The organism is Blastococcus aurantiacus, from assembly GCF_900102425.1.
GTDB classification, from domain to species: Bacteria; Actinomycetota; Actinomycetes; order Mycobacteriales; family Geodermatophilaceae; genus Blastococcus; species Blastococcus aurantiacus.
In genome coordinates, this window is the sequence record NZ_FNBT01000004.1 from 227385 (window position 1) to 242726 (window position 15342).

The 15342-nt window shown below is 74.0% G+C and carries 13 protein-coding genes and 1 tRNA gene; 8 read left to right on the plus strand and 6 right to left on the minus strand.

Going from position 1 to position 15342, the window contains the following annotated elements:
• Positions 1-18: 18 nt before the first annotated feature.
• Genes BLS70_RS09880 through BLS70_RS09890 form a run of 3 tightly spaced genes read left to right on the plus strand, consistent with a single transcriptional unit; the run spans position 19 to position 2504 of the window.
• Positions 19-705 carry a phosphatase PAP2 family protein gene (locus BLS70_RS09880; RefSeq protein WP_255362366.1) on the plus strand — a complete coding sequence of 229 codons (687 nt, stop codon included), beginning with the start codon at positions 19-21 and terminating at the stop codon, positions 703-705.
• Entirely contained in the window at positions 702-1256 is a 555-nt protein-coding gene (locus BLS70_RS09885) for a pirin family protein (RefSeq protein ID WP_091766674.1), read from the plus strand. Before BLS70_RS09880 ends, BLS70_RS09885 begins: the two co-directional genes overlap by 4 nt.
• 45 nt (positions 1257-1301) lie before the next feature.
• Positions 1302-2504, plus strand: a complete 1203-nt coding sequence (locus BLS70_RS09890; RefSeq protein ID WP_091766677.1) for a M20 metallopeptidase family protein — start codon at positions 1302-1304, stop codon at positions 2502-2504.
• Here the strand turns inward: BLS70_RS09890 and aceE are convergent.
• Positions 2497-5298 carry a pyruvate dehydrogenase (acetyl-transferring), homodimeric type gene (gene aceE, locus BLS70_RS09895; protein ID WP_091766680.1) on the minus strand — a complete coding sequence of 934 codons (2802 nt, stop codon included), beginning with the start codon at positions 5296-5298 and terminating at the stop codon, positions 2497-2499. The genes BLS70_RS09890 and aceE overlap by 8 nt on opposite strands.
• Before the next feature lie 390 nt (positions 5299-5688).
• Here aceE and BLS70_RS09900 point away from each other — a divergent pair, with 390 nt between their 5' ends.
• From BLS70_RS09900 to BLS70_RS09910, 3 genes are all read left to right on the plus strand, one after another.
• The gene (locus BLS70_RS09900) at positions 5689-6108 is read left to right on the plus strand and encodes a DUF3052 domain-containing protein (RefSeq protein ID WP_091766684.1); all 420 of its coding nucleotides are present in this window, start codon (positions 5689-5691) and stop codon (positions 6106-6108) included.
• A 21-nt stretch (positions 6109-6129) separates the two neighbouring features.
• Positions 6130-6591 (plus strand): peroxiredoxin, encoded by a 462-nt coding sequence (locus tag BLS70_RS09905; protein ID WP_091766687.1) that lies wholly within the window; start codon positions 6130-6132, stop codon positions 6589-6591.
• Between the two features lie 40 nt (positions 6592-6631).
• Positions 6632-6703, plus strand: a tRNA-Val gene (locus tag BLS70_RS09910).
• A 79-nt stretch (positions 6704-6782) separates the two neighbouring features.
• On the opposite strand, the gene BLS70_RS09915 is transcribed toward BLS70_RS09910, so the two are convergent.
• Complete coding sequence (locus BLS70_RS09915; RefSeq protein WP_091766690.1) at positions 6783-7595, minus strand: esterase/lipase family protein; 813 nt, start codon at positions 7593-7595, stop codon at positions 6783-6785.
• Positions 7596-7767: 172 nt separating this feature from the next.
• Here BLS70_RS09915 and BLS70_RS09920 point away from each other — a divergent pair, with 172 nt between their 5' ends.
• Positions 7768-8721, plus strand: a complete 954-nt coding sequence (locus BLS70_RS09920) for an alpha/beta fold hydrolase (RefSeq protein ID WP_255362367.1) — start codon at positions 7768-7770, stop codon at positions 8719-8721.
• A gap of 13 nt (positions 8722-8734) precedes the next feature.
• On the opposite strand, the gene BLS70_RS09925 is transcribed toward BLS70_RS09920, so the two are convergent.
• From BLS70_RS09925 to BLS70_RS09940, 4 genes are all read right to left on the minus strand, one after another.
• Positions 8735-9775 (minus strand): NAD-dependent epimerase/dehydratase family protein, encoded by a 1041-nt coding sequence (locus BLS70_RS09925; protein ID WP_091766696.1) that lies wholly within the window; start codon positions 9773-9775, stop codon positions 8735-8737.
• Positions 9772-11253, minus strand: a complete 1482-nt coding sequence (locus BLS70_RS09930) for a WS/DGAT/MGAT family O-acyltransferase (RefSeq protein WP_255362391.1) — start codon at positions 11251-11253, stop codon at positions 9772-9774. The genes BLS70_RS09925 and BLS70_RS09930 overlap by 4 nt, the downstream gene beginning before the upstream one ends.
• 159 nt (positions 11254-11412) lie before the next feature.
• Positions 11413-12396 carry an alpha/beta fold hydrolase gene (locus BLS70_RS09935; RefSeq protein ID WP_255362368.1) on the minus strand — a complete coding sequence of 328 codons (984 nt, stop codon included), beginning with the start codon at positions 12394-12396 and terminating at the stop codon, positions 11413-11415.
• A 46-nt stretch (positions 12397-12442) separates the two neighbouring features.
• Positions 12443-14404 (minus strand): FUSC family protein, encoded by a 1962-nt coding sequence (locus BLS70_RS09940; RefSeq protein WP_091766704.1) that lies wholly within the window; start codon positions 14402-14404, stop codon positions 12443-12445.
• A gap of 76 nt (positions 14405-14480) precedes the next feature.
• On the opposite strand from BLS70_RS09940, the gene BLS70_RS09945 reads away from it, so the two are divergent.
• On the plus strand, positions 14481-15311 hold the full coding sequence (locus BLS70_RS09945) for a Nif3-like dinuclear metal center hexameric protein (RefSeq protein ID WP_091766707.1): 831 nt from the start codon (positions 14481-14483) through the stop codon (positions 15309-15311).
• Positions 15312-15342 lie beyond the last annotated feature (31 nt).

Here is a 15342-nt window from a genome sequence, read left to right on the forward strand (position 1 = left end):
ATCGGGGAGAGTAGGGCGGTGAGCGCACCCACGGACGCCCGTCCCGCCGCGCCCGGCACGCGCGCCCTCGGGCGCCCGCTGGCGGTGGTGGCCCTCTGCGCGGCGGTGCTGGCGCTGCTCGGCGCCGGGGTGCGCGCGGATACCGGGCCGCTGCTCGACCTGGACACCCGGGTGAGCGAGGCCCTCTACGCCGGGGACGACCGTCCCGCAGCCCTGACCGTGCTGCTGGAGGTCCTCACCGCACCCGGGCTGTCCCTCGTCCGGTACGTGCTGGCGGTCCCGGTGCTGATCTGGCTGGTCCGCCGGCGGGCCTGGCGCACGGTCCTCTGGGTGGTCGTCGCCGCGGTGTTCGTGCGGCACGTGACCTCGGCGCTCAAGGAGTCCTTCGGCCGGGTCCGTCCGGCGTTCGAGGACGGCGGGGCCGACTACGGCTCGCTGAGCTTCCCGAGCGGCCATTCCTCCGGTATCGCCACCCTCGTGACGGTGGGCCTGGTGCTCGCCTGGCCGCTGCTCGCCCCGGGGGCGCGGCGGCTCTGGGCGGTGCTGGGCGTGCTGGCCGTGCTGCTGGTCGGGCTCACCCGCATGTGGCTGGGTGTGCACTACCTGTCCGACGTCCTGGCCGGCTGGGCGCTCGGTGTGGGCTGGACCGTGCTCACCGCCGTGGTGCTGGGCGTGCTGCCCCTCCGCGGGAGGGAGCTCCGGTGACGGGTGCGCCCGAGCAGCGGACCGTGCTTGCGCCCGACGATGGCTCCCTGGGCCCCCTGCTGCGGGTGTCCGACGACCGGCTGGCGCCCCGGCAGGGCTACGGCGCGCACGAGCACGCCGCCGTCGACGTCGTCGCCGTGGTGCTGGCCGGTTCGCTGCGGCACGACTGGGGCGACGGCGCCTCGATGGCGGACGGGGACGTCGCCGTGCTCCGTTCCGGCAGTGGCCTGGTCCACGACGAGTCCGCGGGCGACGAGGGCGCCCGGGTGCTGCAGTGCTACCTGCGGCCTGCCGAGCCGTCCGCACCACCGGCCCACGAGGTGCACCGCGACGTCACCGGCCCGGTGGACCTCCGCCGTCCGGACGCCGGGCTCTGGGTGGCCCGGGCCGCTGCCGGCGTGCCCGTCGAGGTCCCAGCCGGGCTGTTGCTCCAGGCGGGCGCCGAGACCGCCGTCGTCCGGCACGACGGCGGCGAGCTCGTGCCGGCGGAGGCGGGCACGTTGCTGCTCTGGCGGCTGGAGATCGGCCGGCCCTCCTGGGCCGACGGATGACCTCAGCGGTGGTCAGCCGGCCGCGCCCTGGGTGAGAGTGGGGCCATGGCGACCACCTCCTCCGAGCTCCTCTCCGCCGCCTACGACGACGCCGACCGCACCATCGACCTGCGCCGCCGGCTGCACCGGCACCCGGAGCTCGGCCTGCACCTGCCGCGCACCCAGGCGACGGTGATCGAGGCGCTGGCCGGGCTGCCGCTGGAAATCACCACCGGCAAGCGCACCAGCTCGGTGGTCGCGGTGCTGCGCGGCGCACGGCCGGGGCCCACGTACCTGCTGCGGGGGGACATGGACGCGCTGCCCGTGCAGGAGGACACCGGGCTCCCGTTCGCCTCCGAGGTGCCCGGCGTCATGCACGCCTGCGGGCACGACACCCACGTCGCGATGCTGGTCGGTGCGGCGCGGCTGCTGGCCGAGCGCCGCGACGAGCTCGCCGGCCAGGTCGTGTTCATGGTGCAGCCGGGGGAGGAGGGCTTCCACGGCGCCCGGTACATGCTCGAGGAGGGGCTGCTCGACGTCGTCCCCGAGGCGCCGGTGAGCGGCGCGTTCGCGCTGCACATCTCCTCGACCCTCGCCAGCGGCAGCGTGAACGTGCGGCCCGGCCCCGTCATGGCCGCCGCGGATCAGTGGGCGATCACGCTGCGCGGCCGTGGCGGACACGCCTCGGAGCCGCACGCCGCCGCGGACCCCATCCCGGCGGCGGCGGAGATCGTGCTGGCGCTGCAGTCGATGGTCACCCGGCGGGTGAACGTGTTCGACCCCGCGGTCGTCACCGTCGGGCACCTGCAGGCCGGGTCGACCAACAACGTCATCCCGGAGTCGGCGTTCCTCGAAGGCACCATCCGCACGCTGTCGGCCGAGCGGCGGGCCGACCTCGTCGCGGCCGTGCAGCGGGTGGCCACCCACGTCGCCGCGGCCCACGAGCTCGGCGTCGAGTTCGAGCACCGGCAGGGCTACCCGGTGACGATCAACGACGCCGCCGCCGCGGCCCGCGTGCTGGAGACCACGCGCGAGCTGCTCGGCGAGCAGGCCGCCGTCCTGCTGGCGGCGCCGCTGATGGGTGCGGAGGACTTCTCGTACGTGCTGCAGGAGGTGCCCGGCGCGCTGGCGTGGCTGGGCGCCCGCCCGCCGGGCGTGGACCCGGCGGACGCGCCGCCCAACCACTCGAACCTGGTCGTGTTCGACGAGGAGCCGCTGCCCGCCGGGGCCGCCCTCTACGCCCGGATGGCGCTGGACGCGCTCAGGTAGCCGGGCTCGGGTCGCTCCGCTCCTCCGCCGGGGCCGCCTGCACGTCGCGGACCCGGTACTTCTCCACGGCCTCCCGCACCGTCGCGCGGTCGACCTGCCCCTCGTCGGCGAGCGACGCCAGGGTGCGGACGACGATCGACTCGGCGTCCACGTGGAAGTGCCGGCGCAGCGCGGGACGGGTGTCGGACAGCCCGAACCCGTCGGTGCCCAGCGAAGTCAGCCCGCCCGGGACGTAGGGCGCGATGAGGTCGGGGACGGCGCGCATCCAGTCCGACACCGCGACCACCGGCCCGAAGGTCTCCTGCAGCCGCCGGGTGACGTAGGGGGTCTGCGGCTCCTCCTCGGGGTGCAGCAGGTTGTGCTGCGTCACCTCGTCGGCCTGGCGCCGGAGCTCGCCCCAGGAGGTCACCGACCACACGTCGGCCGAGACACCCCAGTCGTGCGCCAGCAGCTCCTGCGCCCGCAGCGCCCACGGCACGGCCACGCCCGAAGCCAGCAGCTGCGCCTTCGGGCCCTCCGTCATCGGGCCCTCGGCGTAGCGGTGCATGCCGGCCAGCACGCCCTGGACGTCCAGGCCCTCGGGCTCGGCCGGCTGGGTGAACGGCTCGTTGTAGACCGTCAGGTAGTACATGACGTCGGGGGAGCGGTGCCCGCCCAGCGGCGCACCCGGGTCGTCGCCGTACATGCGGACGAGGGCGTCCCGGGTGATGTGCGCCAGCTCGAAGGAGAACGCCGGGTCGTAGGACACCACCGCGGGATTGGTGTGCGCCAGCAGCAGCGAGTGCCCGTCCTCGTGCTGCAGGCCCTCGCCGTTGAGCGTCGTCCGGCCAGCCGTGGCGCCGAGGACGAACCCGCGCGCCATCTGGTCGGCGGCGGCCCAGAAGCTGTCGCCGGTCCGCTGGAACCCGAACATCGAGTAGAAGATGTAGATCGGGATCATCGGCTCGCCGTGCGTGGAGTACGACGTGCCGACGGCGGTGAACGACGCGGTCGAGCCGGCCTCGTTGATGCCCTCGTGCAGGATGACGCCCGACTCGGACTCCTTGTACGCCAGCATCAGTTCCCGGTCGACCGACGTGTACTGCTGGCCGCCCGGATTGTAGATCTTGTGCGAGGAGAACAAGGAGTCCAGACCGAACGTCCGCGCCTCGTCCGGGATGATCGGCACGAGCCGTGGCCCGATCTCGTCGTCCTTGAGCAGCTCCTTGAGCAGGCGGACGAACGCCATCGTCGTCGCCACCTCCTGCTTGCCCGAGCCGCGGCGGAGCACGTCGAGCGCCTTGTCCTCGGGCGCCTTGAGCGTCTTGTACTCCGCGCGCCGGCGCGGCACCGCGCCGCCCAGGGCCCGTCGCCGCTCGAGCATGTACTGCATCTCGTCGGAGTCGGGGTCGGGCTTGTAGTAGGGCGGCAGGGTCTTGTCCAGCGCCGAGTCGGGGATGTCCAGGTAGAGCCGGTCGCGGAAGAGCGCGAGGTCCTCGGCGGTCAGCTTCTTCATCTGGTGGGTGGAGTTGCGGCCCTCGAAGTGGCTGCCCAGCGTCCAGCCCTTGATCGTCTTGGCCAGGATGACCGTCGGCTGGCCCTTGTGCTCCATCGCCGCCTTGTAGGCCGCGTACATCTTCCGGTAGTCGTGCCCGCCACGGGAGAGGTTCCAGATCTCCTTGTCGCTCATGGACTCGACGAGCTTGCGGGTGCGCGGGTCGCGGCCGAAGAAGTGCTCGCGGACGAAGGCGCCGTCCTCGGCCTTGTAGGTCTGGTAGTCGCCGTCCGGCGTGGAGTTCATCAGGTTGACCAGTGCGCCGTCCCGGTCGCCGGCCAGCAGCGGGTCCCACTCGCGGCCCCAGATCACCTTGATCACGTTCCAGCCGGCGCCGCGGAAGAAGGACTCCAGCTCCTGGATGACCTTGCCGTTGCCGCGCACCGGGCCGTCGAGGCGTTGCAGGTTGCAGTTGACGACGAAGGTGAGGTTGTCCAGTTCCTCGCGGGCGGCGAGGCCGATCACGCCGAGCGACTCGGGCTCGTCCATCTCGCCGTCGCCGAGGAAGGCCCAGACGTGCTGGTCGGAGGTGTCCTTGATGCCGCGGGCGTGCAGGTAGCGGTTGAAGCGGGCCTGGTAGATCGCGTTCATGGGCCCCAGGCCCATGGAGACGCTGGGGAACTCCCAGAAGTCGGGCATCAGCCGCGGGTGCGGGTAGGAGGACAGCCCGCCACCGGGGTGGCTGACCTCCTGCCGGAAGCCGTCGAGCTGGTCCTCGGAGAGGCGGCCCTCGAGGAAGGCGCGGGCGTAGATGCCGGGGGAGGCGTGCCCCTGGAACCAGATCTGGTCGCCGCCGCCGGGGTGGTCCTTGCCGCGGAAGAAGTGGTTGAAGCCCACCTCGTAGAGGGAGGCGGAGCTCGCGTAGGAGGAGATGTGCCCGCCGACGCCGATCCCGGGCCGCTGCGCGCGGTGCACCATGATCGCGGCGTTCCACCGGATGTAGGCGCGGATGCGGCGCTCCGCGTGCTCGTCGCCGGGGAACCACGGCTCGCGCCCGGGCGGGATCGTGTTGATGTAGTCGGTGCTGCGCAGCGCCGGGACGCCGACCTGCTGCTCCCGGCTGCGCTGCAGCAGGCGGAGCATGAGGTAGCGGGCGCGTTCACGGCCCGCGTGGCCGACGACGGCGTCGAGGGAGTCGATCCACTCCTGCGTCTCGTCCGGATCGATGTCCGGCAGCTGGCTGGGCAGCCCGTCGGTGATGACCGCGCGGGGTGCGCCTGTGTCGCGGGCGGGGTCGCCGTCCGACTGCTGTGCGCTCATGTCCCCATGGTCTCCCCTGGGGGAGCCGCCCGTCACGTTCCGGGCCTCCGCCGCGCGCCCGTACCGTGCCCGGGGGGGTGTGCACGGGTCGTGCAGGCTTGCGTCGTGGCGGTCATGCCCTACGCTTCCGCCCACGTGGCCCGGTGGATCGGGCCCCGGACGGAACCCCTGCACAGCGGGGGGACGAGAGGGGTGACATGACCAGGCAGCGGGGAGCTCTCCCGCCGGTCGTGTCCGTGCTCGTCCACCGTCGCACCGCCCGGGACGACGGTCCGCGCCGGAACCGGTGCGCATGGCTGTGACGCGTCCCCGCGCGGACGGCCCGCAGGCAGGGCACCATCCACCTCACGAGCGATCAACAGCACGTCCACCCATGGAGGAGCAGCACGGATGAGCGTCGACAGCGCCGGCATGGCGGCCCGGCTGGGCATCAAGCCGGGCATGGTCGTGCAGGAGCTCGGCTGGGACGAGGACGCCGACGAGGACCTGCGCGACGCGATCATCGAGCTGTCGGGTGGCGAGATGGTCGACGAGGACACCGACGAGGTGGCCGACGTCGTCCTCCTGTGGTGGCGTGAGGACGACGGCGACCTGTTCGACGCCCTGACCGACGCGATCACCTCGCTCGGCGAGGACGGCGTCGTCTGGCTGCTCGTTCCCAAGTCGGGCCGCCCCGGCCACGTGGAGCCCGGTGACGTCACCGAGGTGGCCCCCACGGCGGGCCTGCAGCAGACCAGCAGCGTCTCCGCCGCCAAGGACTGGTCGGGCATCCGCCTGGTCAGCCCGAAGACCGCGCGCAGCCGCCGCTAGGCCGTACGGCACGATCGGGCCATGACGCTCTCCGTCGGCGACGCCGCGCCCGATTTCAGCCTCCCCGACCAGGACAAGCAGGTCGTCACCCTCGCCGAGCTGCGGGGCACGCCCGTGCTGCTGGTCTTCTACCCCTTCGCCTTCTCCGGCATCTGCACCGGTGAGCTGTGCCAGCTGCGCGACGAGCTGGCGAACTACACCGACGCCGGCGTGCGCGTGCTCGCCGTGAGCACCGACCCGGTGTTCAGCCTCAAGGCCTTCAAGGCGCAGGAGGGCTTCGACTTCCCGCTGCTGTCTGACTTCTGGCCGCACGGCGCCATCGCCCAGGCCTACGGCGTGTTCAACGACAAGGCCGGCATGGCCCTGCGCGGCACCTTCCTGGTCGACGCCGAGGGCGCCATCGCCTTCGCCGAGGTCAACCAGCCCGGCGACGCCCGCGAGCAGTCCGGCTGGAAGGACGCGGTCGGCAAGCTCGCCGCCTGATCCTTCGGGGCGTCCCGGGGTCCTTACCCTGGGGCGCGCAGGGCGTGTAGCTCAGCGGTAGAGCTCTCGGCTTACAACCGAGCGGTCGCAGGTTCGAACCCTGTCGCGCCCACAACATGACGTGCTGGAACGGCCCCCCTCCAGGGGCCCGCCGCGAGCGTGCGAGCGGTGGGGAGGAGGGGGGTCCTCTTTCAGGCGGCGGTGCCGGCCATCGTGCCCACGGGGGCGCAGGGGGACGCCTGCGCGGGCTTCGGGAAAGCCGGGCGGAGGAAGCGCGGCGCCTGGAACGGCTCCCACGTGCCCTCGGGCTGGGCCAGCCGGTCGGCCACGGCCCAGAGGGCCGCCGGGTGGTGGCCGAGCCCCAGGTGGCTGGCGGTCACCGCGATGTTCTCGCAGCGCTCTCCCGGGGTGTTCAGGCAGGCCTGCCAGTGCACGATGCCGTCGTAGTGGGAGTAGATCGACGTCGCCGGCACCGGCAGGGGCACGCCCTCGGGCTCCAGTGGCAGCGTCCGCTGCTCCACGTGCAGGTGCGAGTAGCGGTCGAAGACCCTGGCCGCGCGCGTCTGGTCGTAGCTCGTGAGTCGGAACGGGCTGCCGAGAGTGATGACCTGGCGGACGCGGCTGGGGGAGGTGCGGGCGAGGTCGCGGGCGAAGATGCCGCCCAGGCTCCAGCCGATGATCGTGACGGGCCGGCGGTACCGGCCGTGCAGGTAGTCCAGCTTGTCCCGGAGGCCGTTCACGCACAGTGCCGTCGGGCCGATGTTGCGGCCCAGGCCCCAGCCGTGGACGCGGTAGTCCAGACGGCGCAGAGTGCTCCGCAGGGCGGCGGTCGAGACGTCGTCGGCCAGCAGGCCCGGCAGGACGAGGACGGGGTGCCCGTCGCCCTTGGGCAGGCGCTGGGCGAGCGGCTTCGTGGCCAGGTAGAGGCCGTAGTCGGCCACGGCGCGGCCGGGCTCGCTCAGGTAGAGCGGCAGCGCCGGCCCCGAGCTCGTGCGTCCTGCCACGTCGACCTCCCCGTTGAATTGCTATGAACGGCCAGTACCAATCTGAGGTCTGGCTCACACGCCGTTCATCTGCCTCGCGGGCGAATGTTGCCCAAATGTGTCCCAGGTCATAGTCGTTTCGCCGGGTCACGGACAAGGCCTGTGTGCGCGGCCGGGCCGACGGCATGCCACCGTGGACGCCGGTCACAGGGGCGACGAGGGGACGGGCGGGATGGCGGCGGAGCAGGAATTGCCGGGGGAGAACCGGACGATCGACCTCGGCGGCTTGGTGCACTACGTCGACTTCGGCGGGCCGGAGGACGCACCGCGGGTGGTCCTGGTCCACGGCCTGGGTGGCTCGCACCTCAACTGGGACACCTTCGCGCCGCTGCTGCGCCCGCACGCGCGGGTGCTGGCCGTCGACCTGCCCGGCTTCGGCCGGAGCGAGCCCGGCAACCGCCGGGCGACGGTGCACGCCAACGTGGAGGTCCTGCACCGCTTCCTGCTCGAGGTGGCGGGGGAGCCGGCCGTGCTGGTCGGGAACTCGATGGGCGGGATGATCTCGATCCTGGAGAAGGCACAGCACCCCGAGGCGGTGAGCGGCCTGGTGCTGCTGGACCCCGCCGTCCCGGGCCCGCGCCGCTCGCTGGACCCCCTGGTGGCCGCCATGTTCGCCCTCTACGCCATGCCGGTGCTGGGGGAGCGCTTCCTGTGGCTGCGGCGCGCCCGGCAGACACCCCTGCAGCGGGTGCGGGAGGTGCTGCGGCTGGTCGGCGTGGACCCCGACACGCTGCCCTCGTCGGTCATCGACCGATCCGTGACGCTGCTCGAGGAGCGCGAGGACCACGCCGGCATGGACAGGGCCTACCTCGCCGCCGCCCGGTCGCTGCTGCGCCAGCTGGCCGACCCGCGCCGCTACCGCGCCGCGATGGAGCGGGTCACCGGGCCGGTCCTGCTGGTCCACGGGGACGTCGACCGGCTCATCCCCGTGCAGGCCGCCCGCGACGTCGCCCGCCGCCACCCGGCCTGGCGGTACGTCGAGCTCGAGGGCATCGGGCACGTGCCGCAGCTGCAGTGCCCGGAACGGCTGGCCGACGAGGTCCTGCCGTGGCTGGCCGAGGTCGGCGCCGTCCCCACCGGGCGCTGACGCCGGCGCCCGGTCAGGACCGGTCGCGCAGGGTGTCCCGCAACGCCTCGAGCCCCGTGTAGCGCGGGCGCCAGCCCAGCTGCTCGCGGGCGCGGGTGGTGTCCATGATCGCCGGGCGGCTCGCCGCCTCGATCCACTCGGCCACCGGCGGCAGGAAGGGCAGTCGCGACATCGCACGGGCCGCGGCCTGGCCTGGACCGGCGGGCACCCGGATCGGGAGGACGCCGAACTCCCGGGCGACGTCGGCCGCGGTGACCACGCCCTCCCCGGCGATGTTGTAGGCGCCCGGCGGGCCGGCGCCGACGACGCACAGCTGCAGCGCGCGCCCGACGTCCTCCTCGTGGATGAGCTGCAACGGGTGCTCCGGCACGACGAGTGGGAGCGGTACGGGCAGCCGGCGGGGGCGGCCGAACAGCCGCCTGCCCAGCGGGGCCAGCGGTCCGGGCAGCACGTCCTTGGCGCCGACGGCGTTCGGGCCCAGGACCACGGGTGGGCGCAGCAGGTACAGCGCCAGCTCGGGCGCGGTCTCCGCCTCGCGGTGCAGGAGGTCCTCCAGCTCGGCCTTCTCCTGCGCGTAGAACAGCCGCGCGGCGGGGCGCACCGGCCAGTCCTCGTCGATCAGCGCGGGGTTGTCGGCGTGGAAGCCGTAGGCGGCCACCGACGAGGCGTAGACGAACCGGCGGGCACCGGCGGCCGCCGCGGCGCGGAACACGTTGAGCGTCCCGTCCACGTTGATCGCCCGGATCGTCTCCCGCGAGGCGTTGCCCGAGATCAGGAAGGCCAGGTGGACGACGACGTCGGCACCGGCGAACGCCTCGCGCAGCGCGTCGGGGTCGCGCACGTCGCCCTGCCGGTACTCCATCTTCGTCCAGCCGCGCTCGGCCGGATCGAAGGGCCGGCGGGCCATGCCGATCACCCGGGCGACGCGGTCGTCCTCCTGCAGCAGCGGGACCAGCCCCGCGCCGAAGGTGCCGGTGGGGCCGGTGACCGCGACGGTCAGGTCGAGGTCACCCGCCCGGCGGCGCTCGCCGGAGCGCTTCTTCCCAGGACTCACCGGGCCGCCGCCGCGGAGCGCTTCCGCGGCTTCCCGCCATCTGCCGCCGGTGCCGGCTGCTCCACCTCGGGCTGCGTCACCTCAGGCGTGGCCTGCTTCGCGCGGGCGTGCTCGAGCAGCTCCTCGATGCCGCGCCGGATGCCCGCGGAGAGGACGTCGACGTCGGCGAAGGCGTCGAAGTCGGCGTTGATCCCGAAGGTCATCGTCCTCTGGTAGCTGAAGATCCCGATCGAGCAGCGGGTGCCACCGGCGATGGGCACGTAGGCGTACGCCGAGCGCATCTTCCGTCCCAGCACGTACAGCGGGACGGGCGGGCCGGGCACGTTGGTCGTGACGGCCTGGCACCAGACCTGGCCGGCCGCCAACGCCGCGCGCACCCCCAGGGAGAGCAGCGTGGGGGCCACGTAGTCGCCCATGCCGATGATCGAGGGCACGTCGACGGCCTGCATCGCCTTCTTGTACTCGTCCATCTGGCCGCGGATGGACTCCAGCCGGGCGAGCGGGTCCGGGTTGCCGACGGGCAGGTCGACGAAGACGCAGGAGACCTGGTTGTTCAGGTTGCCCTTCTGGCTGTCCGACCGCACCGACACCGGCACCATCGTCCGCACGACCAGCTTGTCCGACGACAGCTCGCCACGGCCCTGCAGCAGGTCGCGGAAGCCGGTGGAGATCGCGGCCAGCACGACGTCGTTCACGGTGCCGCCCAGGGCGGTGCGCACCTCCTTGAGCTCCGCGAAGTCGCCGGACGTCCACGCCCAGCGGCGGTGCGGCCCGATGGGCCCGTTGAGCGAGCGCGCGGTGGGCGTGAGCGCCTGCTTGGCCAGCGACGGGAGGGTGGAGGCCACCGTCTTCCCCGAGTCGACGAGCTGCTTGACGATCCGCCCCGCGCCGCCGCCTGCCGGCATGGACGAGATCTGCCGCAGCGGGTGCGCCACGGCCTCGGCGAGGGCTCCGGCGACCATCCCGGCACCGGTCGGGGTGCGCTGCGGCGACCAGTCGCGCGGCGCCTCGTGGGTGGCGTCGGGGGAGAGGTCGAACATCAGCTGCATGAGGTCGCTGCCCGCGACGCCGTCGACCATGCAGTGGTGGACCTTCGAGATGATCGCCCAGCGGTCGTCCTGCAGGCCCTCGATCAGGTAGAGCTCCCACAGCGGCTTGGACATGTCCAGGCGCTGACCGAGCACGCGGCCGGCAAGGTTGCGCAGCTGCTCGTCGCTGCCCGGACGGGGGACCGCGGTGTGCCGGACGTGGTACAGGATCTGGAAGTGCGGGTCGTCCACCCACATCGGCCGCCCGAGCTGCATCGGCACCTCGCGCACCCGCTGGCGGTAGCGGGGCACCATGGGCAGCTTGCTGAGCAGCAGCCGCACCACGTCGCCGTAGGTGGGGGCCGGGCCGTCGAAGACGGCCACCGACCCGACGTGCATGGGCGTGTTCTCGCTCTCGGCGAAGTAGAAGCCGCTGTCGAGCGCACTCATCCGGTCCACGTTCTGCTCCTCGCCGCCCCTCGGCACCGCTGCTGGGGCGAGGGGTCGATCACGTCGTCGGGTGGCCGCTGAAATTAGGGGTGTCGCCGAGTTACTGCAAGATGAAGGTGGTGACGGGCGCCACACTCGCATGCCCCGCGCTGCGCCGCTTCAACCGGCCCTCCTCGGGGCCGCATCCACCCGGTCGAGCAGGTCGAGGAAGGCGCGGTCGACGACCTCCGTGCGGGTGAGGTTCACGCTGTGCCCGGCCCCCGGCACGACCACCAGCTCCGCACCCACGGCCTCGGCGATCCGCCGGCCGTGGGCAGCGGGGGTGAGTCGGTCGTGCGTGGCCGCCACGACGGTCACCGGCACCCGCGCCAGCACCTCCAGCGCCGCGCTCTCGTCGTGGTCGAGGAACGTCGCGTAGAACGCCGCGACCACCGGGTACGGCGTCTCCTCCAGCAGCCGTTGCACCAGTCGCACGCGGGCCGGTTCGGCGTCGTCGCGCCCGAACAGCAGCCGTCGGGTGAACCACCGGCCGAAGGGGCTGCCGCGCCAGCGGAGGCGCTCGAGCACCGGCGCGGCCAGCTGCACCCCGCGGAGGTACAGCGGGAGGAGCCCCACCCGCCGGACCAGCTTCACCAGTCGCCCGAGGACGCCCGTCTCGACCAGCCCACCGGCCGACGTGGCGAGCAGGAACGCGCCGACGACGCGGTCGCCGAAGAGCTCCGGTCGCTGTCGCGCCAGCGCCAGGACGCTCATGCCGCCCATCGAGTGCCCGGCGAGCACCACCGGACCGGCCGGGGCGACGGCGTCGAGCACCTGACCCAGGTCGCGGCCGGTGCGGTCGATCGTCGCCTGCGTCAGCGGCGTCCAGCCCGAGCGGCCGTGCCCCCGCTGGTCCCAGAGCACCAGCCGGGCGCGGTCCCGGAGCGCGGTGCGCTGCAGCTCCCACTCGGCCAGACGGGCGGTGAAGCCGTGCGACAGCACGACGGTCAGGGGCGCGTCCTCGTCCCCGTCCACCTCGACGTGCAGGTCGACGCCGTCGTCGGTGCGCACGGTGCGCGAGCCCGGCGGGGGAGGGCCGGTCAGGGGCGGGAGGACGGGAACGGGCGGCGACGGCGGCGGGGTGGGCAGGGAATCCGTGGGCACTCGGCCCATCCCAGGGCCTTCCTCCGGCGGCGCGCAACCGGAGCGCTCAGCGGCGGCCCCGCCGGCCGGGTGCATTGGCGCGGACCAGGCGGCGGGCGGTGTCCACCTCGCGGGCGACGGGGGCCAGCACGCCGTCGGCCAGGATCTCCGCGTCGTCGTCGGCCCCGGTGGTGCGGACGTCGTCCTCGAGCTGCCGGATGGCGCGGCGCAGCACAGCCACCTGGGCCAGGTCGGGGCCCGGCTCGCCGGCCCGCGTGGCGATGACCGCCTCGGTGACCGCGTCCGACGTCCGTTCCAGCGCCACGATGACCGGCCACCACGCCGCGGCGCGCGTGCTGATCGGCGGCGGCTCGGCCAGCCGCCGCTGCAGCTGGGTCTGCAGCTCGGTGAGGGCCCGGTAGTTGCGCCGGCGGGCGCGCCGCCGGTCGGCGGCCCCGCCCGTGAAGGCCGCCTCCACGAAGCCGTCCAGCGCCACCGCGGCGTCGTGCAGGGCGCGGTCCAGCTGCGCCCGGAGGGTCTGCGGCCAGAGCAGGTAGCCGAACACGAGCACGATCCCGCAGCCCACCAGGGTGTCGACCAGCCGCTCGCCGACCAGGCCGGCGTCGTGGGTCAGCGTCAGGTCGAGCATCAGCAGGATCACCGGCGTCTGGAACACCGAGAAGAGCCCGAAGTTGGCCGCCCGGGCCCACGGCAGCACCGCGGCCGACGCCGCCATCGCCACGAGCAGCCACGGGCTCCCGCTGAGCACCGCCAGCACGGCCGAGCCCAGCAGCACGCCGAGCAGCGTGCCCGCGCCCCGCTGCACGGCCCGCCCGAAGACCGATCCGAAGTCCGGCTTGAGCACGATGGCCACGGTGAGCAGCACCCAGTAGGGGCGCTGGGCGGGCAGCAGTTGCCGGGCGATCTCGGCGATCGACATGCACAGCGTCAGGCGGACGGCGAAGGCCCGGCTGTCGGGGCTGCCCAGCGTGCGGTCGGCGAGGTCGCGGAGCCGGGTGCGCAGGTCCGTCCCGGGTGGGGGCGCGGCCGCTCCGGCGCGCTCCTCCGGGTCACCGACGACGTTCCACACCAGGCGCACGCCGTGCCGCACCGCGCGGCGGGCGTGGTGACCCTCCTCCACCGGGGGCGGGCGCTCGCCGGGCAGCTCCTGGTCACCGGTCAGCGCGGCGGCGAGGGCGCGCACGGCGGCGACGTCGTCGTCGGCCGGTACGCGGGCGCGGGCGGCCGCCACCGCAGCTTCCACCAGCGGAGCGGCGGAGTTGAGCACGCCGGCCAGCTCGGAGAGCTCCCGGACCCGGCCGGCGTGATGGCTGCGGCTGCGGATCACGCGGTCGTAGGCGGCGTTGAGGGCGGTGGTGAGCTCCCGGCGCGCCTCCTCGGCGTCCGGTGCGTCCCCGGCCTCGAGCAGGTCCGCGATGCGGCTGAACACCGCGGCGACGGCGGCGCGGTCGGGATCGCCGACCTCGGTGCGGGTCTGCACCAGGGTGGCCAGGGTGGCCCAGAGGGCGCCGGCGAGGAAGAAGGCGATCTCGGTCTGCCAGGGCAGCGAGGTGACGAAGCCCGAGGCGAGCGCGGTGTAGATAAGCAGCTGCAGCGAGCCCAGGGACATGGTGGCGCTGATCGCGCTGATGGCCGCGGCCACCAGGGAGATCAACGCGACCACCGCCACCGGCGGCCAGCCCCCACCCGTCGCGAAGCCGCCGGCGAGTAGCCCCACCGCCCCGAACGCCGTGGCGGTGACCGTCCGCCCGATCTTCTCCCGCAGCGGTCCCGCCTGCGGGGCGAGCGTGGCCACCAACGCCCCCATCGTGCCGAAGGTGCCGGCGCTCAGCGTCGTCCCCGGCTCGATGCCGCCCTCGACGGCGACGGCCACGGCCAGCGGCGCGGGGATGGCCACGGCGAAGCGGACGACGTCGCGCCACTGCACGGCGGGGTGGCCGGTGCGGACCAGCTCCTCGAGCCACGCCGGGGCGCGCAGGCCCCGGCCCCTGCCCGCGTCCGCACCCACGTCGGAAGCTTGTCACCGCCGGGCCGAGCTCTCCTGTCGGCCCGGGGGTGCCGGCCGCTCGCCTACAGTCCCCGGCGTGGCCGTGCTGCTGGGGAAGGCGATCGAGGCCCTCGAGGCGCGCTACGACCCGGCGCTGGCCGAACCGTGGGACGCCGTCGGGCTGGTCTGCGGCGACCGGGACGAGCCCGTGCGGCGGGTGCTGTTCGCCGTCGACCCGACCGCGGCGGTGGTCGACGAGGTCGTCGCGAAGGGCGTCGACCTGCTCGTCACCCACCACCCGCTGTTCCTGTCACCGGTGCACGGGGTTCCCGCCGACGACCCGAAGGGCCGGCTCGTGCACCGGCTCGTCCGCGCCGGCGCCGCCCTGTTCGTCGCGCACACCAACGCCGATCGCGCGTCGGGTACCGGCGTCAACGCCGCGCTCGCCGACGTCCTCGGGCTCTCCGGAGCCCTGCCGCTGGAACCGGCTCCGGGCCGGGCCGGCGCGGGGCTCGGCCGGGTGGGGGAGCTGCCCGGCCCGCTGAGCCTCCGCGACTTCGCCGCCCTGGCCGCCGAGGTGCTGCCCGCGACCGCCGGTGGGGTGCGGGTGGCCGGCGACCTGGACCGGACGGTGCGGCGGGTGGCGGTGTGCGGCGGGAGCGGCGGCTCCCTGCTCGCGTCGGCGGCCGCTGCCGGGGCCGACGTGCTGCTGACCAGCGATCTCAAGCACCATCCGGTTTCCGACGCGCTCGAGGTCGCCGGGCCGGCGCTCTGCGACGTCGCCCACTTCGCCAGCGAGTGGCCCTGGCTGCCGGTCGCCGCGGAGGCGCTGCGCGACGACCTGGGCGGGGCGGTGGAGGTGGCCGTCTCCGGGCTGCGCACCGATCCGTGGAGCCTCGCCGTCGGGCAGTCGGCGGACCCGGCCTGAGGCAGCAGGGAGCACCGGTACGTTCTCCCTC